Annotated in this window: 9 protein-coding genes; 7 read left to right on the top strand and 2 right to left on the bottom strand. The window is 28.7% G+C overall.

All coding sequences use genetic code 11. From position 1 onward, the window contains the following. From I4U66_RS12375 to I4U66_RS12355, 5 genes are all read left to right on the top strand, one after another. Positions 1 to 318 (top strand): mannonate dehydratase (locus I4U66_RS12375; RefSeq protein WP_195929044.1); only part of this gene is annotated, 318 nt, incomplete at its 5' end. Between the two features lie 165 nt (positions 319 to 483). Then, the gene (gene uxaC / locus I4U66_RS12370) at positions 484 to 1,884 is read left to right on the top strand and encodes a glucuronate isomerase (protein ID WP_195929041.1); all 1,401 of its coding nucleotides are present in this window, start codon (positions 484 to 486) and stop codon (positions 1,882 to 1,884) included. Between the two features lie 19 nt (positions 1,885 to 1,903). Further along, positions 1,904 to 2,911, top strand: a complete 1,008-nt coding sequence (locus I4U66_RS12365; RefSeq protein WP_195929039.1) for a TRAP transporter substrate-binding protein — start codon at positions 1,904 to 1,906, stop codon at positions 2,909 to 2,911. A gap of 21 nt (positions 2,912 to 2,932) precedes the next feature. Continuing rightward, a complete protein-coding gene (locus I4U66_RS12360; protein WP_195929037.1) occupies positions 2,933 to 3,463 on the top strand; it encodes a TRAP transporter small permease in 531 nt (176 codons plus the stop codon). Positions 3,464 to 3,500: 37 nt separating this feature from the next. Continuing rightward, a complete protein-coding gene (locus I4U66_RS12355) occupies positions 3,501 to 4,808 on the top strand; it encodes a TRAP transporter large permease (protein WP_195929035.1) in 1,308 nt (435 codons plus the stop codon). Between the two features lie 70 nt (positions 4,809 to 4,878). Here I4U66_RS12355 and I4U66_RS12350 read toward each other — a convergent pair whose 3' ends face one another. Then, on the bottom strand, positions 4,879 to 7,131 hold the full coding sequence (locus I4U66_RS12350; protein ID WP_195929033.1) for a glycoside hydrolase family 3 protein: 2,253 nt from the start codon (positions 7,129 to 7,131) through the stop codon (positions 4,879 to 4,881). A 171-nt stretch (positions 7,132 to 7,302) separates the two neighbouring features. On the opposite strand from I4U66_RS12350, the gene I4U66_RS12345 reads away from it, so the two are divergent. Both I4U66_RS12345 and I4U66_RS12340 read left to right on the top strand, forming a co-directional pair. Next, positions 7,303 to 8,544: a helix-turn-helix domain-containing protein gene (locus I4U66_RS12345; RefSeq protein WP_195929031.1), complete on the top strand. Its 1,242-nt coding sequence runs from the start codon at positions 7,303 to 7,305 to the stop codon at positions 8,542 to 8,544. 273 nt (positions 8,545 to 8,817) lie between these two features. Then, positions 8,818 to 8,958 (top strand): hypothetical protein, encoded by a 141-nt coding sequence (locus I4U66_RS12340; protein WP_176698675.1) that lies wholly within the window; start codon positions 8,818 to 8,820, stop codon positions 8,956 to 8,958. Positions 8,959 to 9,078: 120 nt separating this feature from the next. Here I4U66_RS12340 and I4U66_RS12335 read toward each other — a convergent pair whose 3' ends face one another. Further along, complete coding sequence (locus I4U66_RS12335; protein WP_195929029.1) at positions 9,079 to 9,648, bottom strand: HD domain-containing protein; 570 nt, start codon at positions 9,646 to 9,648, stop codon at positions 9,079 to 9,081. Positions 9,649 to 9,807: the final 159 nt, after the last annotated feature.

Genomic DNA, 9,807 nt, shown 5'->3' with positions numbered 1-9,807 from the left:
AGTACTAATGATGTAGTAAAAATGGTTGAATACTTTGGAAAAGAAAAAAATAGAATAAACTTTGCACACTTAAGAAACGTATTAATAACAGGAGAGAGTAGCTTTAATGAAGTGGCTCATTTATCTGAGTATGGATCACTTGATTTCTATGAAATAGTTAAAGCATATTGCGACTATGACTTTAAAGGACCATATAGACCAGACCACGGTAGAATGATATGGGGAGAAACAGGAAGACCAGGATATGGATTATATGATAGAGCTTTAGGAGCAGTTTATATAAATGGATTAATAGAGGCTATAAATAAGAATAAATAATGAAAATAAAAGTAGTGTTTTGAAATAAATTTTATTTCGAAACACTCTTTATAAAAAATAGTATAAAAGGTAAAATAATGAAATATATTAGAAAATATTAAGATGCATGTTAATATTTAATGTAGTAAGAAAACGATATTAAAAATATTAATTTAGGAGAAAGTTATGAAAAAGTTTATGGATCAAGATTTTATATTATCAAATGAGATAGCTAAAATCTTATATCATAATAATGCTTCAAAAATGCCGATATTTGATTACCACTGCCACTTGCCAGCAGTTGAAATAGCAGAAGATAAAGAATATGAAAATATAACTCAAATGTGGTTATACCATGATCATTATAAGTGGAGAGCCATGAGAAGTTTTGGAATAGATGAAAAATATATAACTGGTGATGCTAGTGATTTTGAAAAATTCTATGAATTTGCAAATATGATGCCTTATTTAATAGGAAATCCTATATATCATTGGTCACATCTAGAACTTAAAAGATACTTTAATGTTGAAGATACTTTAAGTGCAAAGACTGCAAAAGACATTTGGGAAAAATGCAATAATGCTATAGTAAAAAAGAATTTAACTGCCAGAAAATTAATAAGTATATCTAATGTAGTTTATATAGGAACTACAGATGATCCAGTTGATGATTTAAAATATCATAAAGAAATTAATGCTGATGATAGTTTTGAGTGTGAGGTAAGACCTACATTTAGACCAGATAGAGCATTAAAGATACAAAATAAAGATTTTTGTGATTACATAAAGTTATTAGGAAAAACAGAAGATACAGAAATTAAAAATTATGATAAATTAATAGAAATATTAGAAAAAAGGTTAAATTACTTTGTAGACAATGGTTGTAATATAACAGACCATAGTTTAGAAAGAGTTTATTTTAAACTTACTAACAAAGAGGAAGTTGCGAGTATATTTGTTAAAGTTTTAGCGGGAGAAGAAATAAGCATAGAAGATGCTCAAAAATACACAACATTTACATTAATAGAATTAGGGAAAATGTATAGTGAAAGAAATATGGTAATGCAACTTCATATAGGTGCACTTAGAAATAATAATACTAGAATGTTTAATTCTGTTGGAGCGGATGTAGGATTTGATAGTATTGATGATGGGGAAATCGCTTATTCTTTATCGAGGTTATTAGATAGCTTAGATGTAGAAGATAATCTACCTAAAACTATTCTTTATTGCTTAAATCCAAAAGATAATGAAGTATTAGGAACTATGATTGGAAACTTCCAAGGCGGACAAGTTGCAGGGAAAATTCAATTTGGATCTGGGTGGTGGTTCAATGACCAAAAGGATGGAATGGAAAGACAGCTTATAGCACTTTCACAATTAGGTTTAGTTAGTAAATTTGTAGGAATGCTTACAGATTCAAGAAGTTTCTTATCATTTACAAGACATGAGTATTTCAGAAGAATTCTTTGCAATTACTTAGGAAAGTTAGTTGAAAATGGAGAATATGCATATGATTTAGAAATATTAGGCAATATAGTAGAAGATATATGTTACAACAACGCTAAAAAATATTTTATAAAATAATCCTAGGGGGAATTTATATATGAATAAAAGGATTAAAGTGATTTTACTTGCAGCTATAACTAGTTTATCGGTAGTTGGATGTAGTTCAAGTAAAGGCAATGAAGCAAGAGTTATGAGGGTTGCTCACAACCAAGGTGAGGAACATCCAATACACTTAGCACTAAAAGAGTTTGAAAAAATTGTAGAAGATAAAACTAATAATGAAATAGATATACAAGTATACCCAAATGAGTTATTAGGTGGACAGCGTGAGTCGGTAGAACTTACTCAAACAGGAGCTATAGATATAGCTGTTGGAAGTATAAGTTTGCTTGAAAGTTTTAATAAATCATATAGCGTATTCAACCTTCCATACTTATTTAATAGTAAAGAACATTATCATTCTGTAATGAATGACAAAGATATAATGGGTGATATATATGAGTCAACTAGAGAATCTGGATTTGTTGGTCTTACATGGTTTGATGCAGGCTCAAGAAATATGTACACAACAGATAAGCCTATAATGAAGCCAGAAGATTTAAAAGGGAAGAAAATAAGAGTACAACAAAGTCAAACAAACATAAGAATGATGGAATTATTAGGTGGTTCTGCTACACCAATGAGTTTCGGAGAAGTTTATACTGCTCTTCAACAAAAGGTTATAGATGGCGCTGAAAATAATGAATTAGCACTTACTAATAATAAGCATGGAGAAGTTGCAAAGTATTATTCATATAACCAACATGGTATGATTCCAGACATATTAATAATGAATGCTAAGTTATTAGATAATTTAAGTGAAGAACATAGAAATATAATATTAGATGCGGTTGATGAAATAAACAAATTCCAAGTTGATGCTTGGGAAGATAAAGTAAGTGAAGCAGTAGAACAATCAAAAAAGATGGGGGTTAAATTCTACTACCCAGATACAGAACCATTTAAAGAAAAAGTTTTACCACTTCATAGAGAAATGACTGAAAATGACAAAGAAGTAAAAGTTATATACGATAAAATACAAGCAAAAGCACCAAAAAGTAAATAAATACTAGTAGGGGGAAAAAAGATGAATAAGTTAAGAAATATGTTAAACAAAGTAATAGAAGTCATATGTATGACACTACTAGCATTTATGGTAGTTTTAGGTACTTGGCAAATAATAACTCGTTATGTTCTAAATAATCCAAGTACAGTATCAGAAGATTTACTAATATATTCATTTGTATGGATGGCTTTATTAGGTTCAGCTTATGTATTTGGTAAAAAAGATCATATGACTATGGTATTTTTTAGACAAAAACTTGAATCAAAAAGCCCTAAAGTAAAAATGATATTAAATGTAATGACAGAATTGGTAGTAATGATATTCTCAGCGTTAGTTTTAGTATTAGGTGGACTTCAAATAAGTATGTTAGCTATGGGGCAAATATCACCATCATTAGGAATATCTATGGGATATATATATTTAGCATTGCCATTATCAGGAGTGATAACGATTATTTACAATATATTAAACTTAATTGATTTAAAGCAAGAGATGACTCAATCAAACAGAGGGGTAACTCAATCAAATAGAAAGAATGAAAACGTTGTGTAGAAATAAAAAATATAATTAATCTGAGGGAGATAAGTTTATGGAATTAGCATTTCAAGCAGGTTCAGCTATAGCTATTGCGTTTCCTATACTGCTTTTATTAGGAATACCAATATCTGTAACTATAGGTGTAGCATCTATATTTGGAATATTAACTACATTATCATGGGATGTAGCAGTACTAACTGGGGCACAAAGAATATTTACGGGAATAAGTAGTTTTTCATTATTAGCAATACCATTTTTCGTATTAGCAGGAATAATAATGAACAACGGTGGTATCGCGTTAAAATTAGTAAACTTTGCAAAAGTATTAAGTGGTAAATTACCAGGATCTTTAGCGCATACAAATGTAGTAGGAAACATGTTATTTGGAGCAGTAAGTGGTTCTTCAGTTGCAGCAGCTGCTGCAATCGGTGGAACAATGTCTCCACTTCAAGAAGAAGAAGGTTATAATAAAAATTATAGTGCGGCAGTTAATATAGCATCTGCACCAACTGGGCTTTTAATCCCTCCAAGTAACTCACTTATAATATATTCATTAGTAAGTGGAGGAACATCAGTAGCAGCACTATTTATGGCTGGATATATACCAGGAATATTATGGGGATTATCAGTAATGGTAGTAGCATTTATACTTGCGAAAAAGTATAAGTATTCAACTAAATATAAGATAAGCTTTGGTGAAGCTATGAAAATATTTATAGATGCACTTCCTAGTTTAGCTTTAATATTTGTAATAATAGGTGGTATAGTAGGTGGTATATTCACAGCTACAGAAGGAGCAGCAGTTGCAGTTGTATATTCTTTCATATTATCATTCTTTTTCTACAAATCTATAAAAGTAAAAGATATGCCTAGAATACTGTTAGAAACAGTTGAAATGACAGGGATAATAATATTCTTAATAGGGGTATCATCAATAATGTCTTGGGTTATGGCATTTACAAATATTCCAAGTGCAATAACAGAATTATTATTAGGAATATCTTCAAATCCAGTTGTAATATTATTAATAATGAACTTAATATTATTAATAGTGGGTACATTTATGGACTTAACTCCAGCAATATTAATATTTACACCAATATTTTTACCAATAGCTAAAAACTTTGGAATGGACTCTGTCCAATTTGGTATAATGCTTATATTTAACTTATGTATAGGTAATATAACACCGCCAGTTGGAAATACACTGTTTATTGGATGTAAAGTAGGTAAAACAAAACTAGAAGATGTAATAAAATACTTATTACCATTCTATGTAGGTATATTGGTTGTACTTATGTTAGTAACATTTATACCAGAAATAAGTTTATTTATACCTAAACTTATGAAAATGATTTAACTCCATCATAAAAACCTCGACAATACATAAATGTCTTGTCGAGGTTTTTTATTTATAAAGATTAGATTACTTATTTAATTTTATATTTTGCTACTCTATCATCATTTATAACTCCGTTAAAATCAAGACCATATGCAAATTTATATACATTTCCTAATTCATCCCTATAACACTTCATATCATGAGGAACATCTTCACATTGCTTTTCTACAGTTTCCATATTAGCAGGCATATTAAATGGTAACAATCCACTTGGATTTACATTTCCACTAATTATATCCATTATAGCTTGTGTTTGAGCACCAAAGTCTGTAATTATTGCATCTACATATTGCTCAAATTCTCCTACTATAGTTGGATTCGTCATATTTAAAGAAACTATCACAGGTTTTTTACCAATAGCTTTTCTTGTTTCTAATATTATATCTAAATCTGATTCGTTACTAGCAAAGTTAGTCTTTCCTAAGTAAGATCTATTAGTTGATGATTCTAATGGGTCGCCTCCTGCAATACTTGTTTTTCTTGCATTTACTGCAGTATAAGGTCTATATTGTAAACTTATTGGTAAGTATCCTTCTTCTTTTGTATATCCAACAGTTTTAGGAGATTCTATAAATACGATTGAAAAATCAGCTTCTTTTGCATCATCTACAACATCAAAGTATTTTTCTACTATAACTTTACTAACAGGATCAATTTCTCTAGCAGGTATTACATTACCAAACCAGTCTTTACTTTCTTTTATTCTTCTTTTTGGAATATATACTTTTTTTCTTTCCTTTATTGGAAGTACATTATTTTTATTTTTTAACATAATTAATGATTTTAATTGTGCATCATATCCAGCTTGCATAAATTCAGGGTTACCTACTAATTCTTGAGACTTATCTACATCTACATATGGATTTTCAAATAATCCTGTTTTAAAAATATTAAGTAGTAACCTTACTGCTGATTTTTCAAATCTAGCACGCATAAATTCTTCTCCATGTTCCGTAACACCCATTTTATATGCATTAAGTACTGGTTTAACTTCATTATTTCCTCCAAACTGGTCAACACCAGCCATAAGTGCTTTGTAGTGTCTTTCATCTTCTGAAAGAGTTTCAACACCCCAACACTTTCCTGATATGAAGGCATCAATTACTTGATTATCTTTAGTAATTAACCAGTCTGTACATACAACTCCATCGTATTTATATTCATCTCTTAATAAATCATTTATTATATATTTGTTATATGAATTACCTACATTTTCACCATTTTTCTTATCTTGGTTATAAGATATAGTGTAGTATGGCATTACGGCAGAAGCTTTTTTAGTTTTTCCTTTTAATTTAAATGCACCTTCTGTAAAAGGTATTAGATGTTCATCAAAGTTATTTCCTGGATATACAGCAAATTTACCATAAGCATAGTGAGCATCTCTACCACTTTCTCCACTACCTCCACCTGGCCAATGTTTAACCATTGCATTTACACTATCATATCCCCAACCATCATTTATCTCACTTTCACCATATGAAGTTTGGAAGCCATCACAATAAGCCTCTCCTAAATCTCTTGATAAAATTGGGTCTTCTCCAAGAGTACCATTAAATCTCATCCATCTTGGTTCTGTTGCTATATCTACCTGTGGAGATAAAGCTGTAGCTATTCCTAAAGCTCTATATTCTTTAGCTGCTATATGTCCAAAATTTCGAACTAATTCACTATCAAAAGTAGCAGCAAGACCTAGTGGCTCTGGCCATTTTGAAATATCTCCACCTGCACCTGCATTAAATTCTGTATCTGCACTTGCACCATGTCTTGGGTCACTACTTGTATTTACTGGTATTCCTAATCCTATTTTTTCTACAAAAGCTTGCGCATTATTATTCCATATAGCGGAAGTCTTGGCATCGTTTACTACTGTTATTAGTACATGTCTTAAGTTGTCATTTAATAAGAAATTCTTTTGTTGATCACTTAAATCAGTTATTTTAGCATCACATTCCTCTAGCTTTTTACCATTATATGTACCTGCAAATGCTTTAGAGAAAAAGTCATCTTTAGTTGAAATAGATTGATGTGCACTATAAAGCATTAGCCCTGCTATTTGCTCAATACTCATTTTTGATGCTAAATCTTTAGCTCTTTCTTCTACTGGTAATCTCCAGTCTTCATATTTTTCTAATTTTCCACTTTTACTTAAGTTTTTAAAAGCATATCCATCTTCTTCAATTATTTTAACTCCTGAGCTAGGTGAATAAGCTATATTTTGACCACCTTCATTTAAGATAATATTATAGCCTTGTTTTTTAATTTCTTTCCATTTTTTCATAGTCATAATTCCCCTTTTTACTTTAATTTACCTTATTGATGATTATTTTAAATATCACTATCAAGTATGACTTGATTGTTTAGTTATATATAATATATTATCAATAATAATAGTATAATTTTTGTATTATTTTTGCTTTTGTATTATTTTTTTGACTAAAGGGGATTTTTTATGATTTTAAAAACAGAAATGTGTAATGATATAAATTTTATTTGTAATATTATATTTGATACTTTAAAAATACCTTTATATTTTTTTAGTAGAGATGGTTCATTAAAGTACTCTACAAAGAGTAAGAATAATCTATGTATAATTGATGATAGATTAATAAAATCTATTTCAGAAGTTTTTAACTTAAATACATTTATACCTGTTCCTGTGATTAAATCTACAGAGTATATGGAAAATTTTATATCTATTGGACTTTGTATTGATAATGAATTTATTGGTAATTTTATTATTGGACCTTGCCTTTATGAGCCAATTGAATTTGATAATATAGATAATATTTTTAAACATAATATAACCCTTGAAGAAAAGAATATTTTATTAAAATATTATAACTCTTTACCAACTATAGACTTTAATACATTTATAAATACAAGTATTCTATCTTATTATTTAATTTATAATAAAAAGCTAGATTTTGATGATGTTATACAAATAAATTCTTATAACAATGATATAATCAGTAATATTTCTAGTAACTTTGAAAATATAGCCACTTTAGCTAGGCAAAATGATGTTTTTCATCATTCATTTGTGTATGAAGAGGCAATTATGGACTGTATAAGAACTGGGAACAAAGATAAACTAATTAAAGTTTTGTGTGATACTGTAAGTGGTAATTATGGTGTTTTAGCTAAGAATAACTCAATAAGATCAGTTAAAAACTTATTAATTACTACCGCTACCTTAGTAACTCGTGCTGCAATTTCTGGTGGAATGAATCCTGAAGTTGCATATACACTTAGTGATTCTTATATTCAACATATTGAGGAGCTTAATACACTTAATGATTTGAATAATTTGAGAATAACTATGGCTTGTGATTTTGCAGATAGAGTTCGTATTTTGAAGAATAAAAATTTTTCAAGTCCAATACTAGCTTGCATTTCTTTTATATATCAAAATTTATATAGTAATATATCTTTAGAGGATATTTGTGAATATATTAATTTTAATCCTAGCTATATATCTAGGCTTTTTAAAAAAGAGATGGGGATTACTATAAGTGAATATATTTTAAAAGAAAAAATTGAAGAGGCAAAAAGGTTGCTTTTATCAGATGGTTATTCAATTTTAGAAATATCTGTATTACTACATTTTAACGATCAAAGCTACTTTACTAAAATATTTAAAAGGTTTACAGGAATGACACCTAAAAAATTTAGAGACTTTGGTAGGCTATAGTAAATTTTAATAAGAATTAATGAAATAACTAAATATAGATAATTTAAATTTATTTTTTGTAGTGACGAAAAATTAGATATAGATACAGAAGAAAAGAAGCCATTAAATTATTAAGCCATAAACATCATCCAGATAAAGGCGTAAATCATAAGACTATGTCAATGATAAACAATTTAAAAAATAAGTTAAGTATATAGTATAGTTGTCTGCTTTATATAACTATTTTATAATTGAAAAATAATTCAAGAAAATATATATCATGGGGGATAAAAAATGAAATCAAAAGGTAAAAAAATAATCATAGGAATAGCATTAGCAGTATTAGTTGGATTTGTTGGAATTAAAGTTACAGGTTATCAATATTCAGGGATAGATAAGAAAGCAATACTTACAACAGAAGATATTAAAAAATAATATTAATAAATTAAGAGATAACTCTATCTTAGTATATTCAACATTTCAATGACTAAGATAGAGTTATTTTAAATTGCTATTTATAACAAAGTTAGCTAACATAGCCTTTATTTTAAATAACTAAGCTTCATTCTTTTGAGTTATTTTTTCTGTAGTTCTTTTATCTATTTCTTTCTTAAGCTCTTTTAAATAAGGAGAAAATTTAACCTTATCTGCACCATAAGTAAACTGTAAGTCATATTCTAGCGGAATCCAAGTACTAATATCCGCCTCGTTATGCTGAATGACTGCTTCTAAATTATCTAATGCTTTGTAAAGCTTTGCTTCATCAGTCTTTAGTTCATTCATTTCCTTTAAAAGCTCTGTGAATTCCTCACGATAAGGAGTAGGGAAAGTTGCAATCCACTTAAAAAATATCTCATCCTCTTTTTCACTATCTTCTTCTTTCTTGTCAAAAGCAGGAATATCACCAGTAAAGGCTTCCCCTAAATCATGAATCAAACACATACGAATTACCTTATTCATATCAATCTCTGGAAATTCATCACGCATTAATAATGCCATTAACGCAATACGCCAGCTATGCTCTGCTACACTTTCATGTCGTCCACTCGATGTCCACGAGTGCCTAGTATTGCATTTTAGTTTTTCTGCTACTGTTAATATTTCTAGAAATGTTGCTGTATTCATACGAAGTCCCCCTAGAATTTTTATTTATGAAATATTATAACAAGTTCATATTAATATATATGATATCTAAAATATCTTTATTTCATATTATATAACAATTGCGAACTTTGATTATATTATATACAATATTTAATTATTTTCCAATTATAAAATAGTTTC

Origin of the sequence: Romboutsia sp. D33t1_170424_H2, assembly GCF_015669105.1 — a bacterium.
Classification (GTDB): domain Bacteria; phylum Bacillota; class Clostridia; order Peptostreptococcales; family Peptostreptococcaceae; genus Romboutsia_C; species Romboutsia_C hominis.
The sequence above is the reverse complement of the archived record's forward strand: the minus strand, read 5'-3'. Positions and strand labels throughout refer to the sequence as shown.

What these genes read in the sequence shown, in the direction of transcription:
- uxaC (WP_195929041.1), top strand. Translation starts at nt 484, where the DNA reads ATGAAAAAGTTTATGGATCAAGATTTTATATTATCAAATGAGATAGCT.
- I4U66_RS12345 (WP_195929031.1), top strand. Translation starts at nt 7,303, where the DNA reads ATGATTTTAAAAACAGAAATGTGTAATGATATAAATTTTATTTGTAAT.
- I4U66_RS12355 (WP_195929035.1), top strand. Translation starts at nt 3,501, where the DNA reads ATGGAATTAGCATTTCAAGCAGGTTCAGCTATAGCTATTGCGTTTCCT.
- I4U66_RS12350 (WP_195929033.1), bottom strand. Translation starts at nt 7,131, where the DNA reads ATGAAAAAATGGAAAGAAATTAAAAAACAAGGCTATAATATTATCTTA.
- I4U66_RS12335 (WP_195929029.1), bottom strand. Translation starts at nt 9,648, where the DNA reads ATGAATACAGCAACATTTCTAGAAATATTAACAGTAGCAGAAAAACTA.
- I4U66_RS12365 (WP_195929039.1), top strand. Translation starts at nt 1,904, where the DNA reads ATGAATAAAAGGATTAAAGTGATTTTACTTGCAGCTATAACTAGTTTA.
- I4U66_RS12340 (WP_176698675.1), top strand. Translation starts at nt 8,818, where the DNA reads ATGAAATCAAAAGGTAAAAAAATAATCATAGGAATAGCATTAGCAGTA.
- I4U66_RS12360 (WP_195929037.1), top strand. Translation starts at nt 2,933, where the DNA reads ATGAATAAGTTAAGAAATATGTTAAACAAAGTAATAGAAGTCATATGT.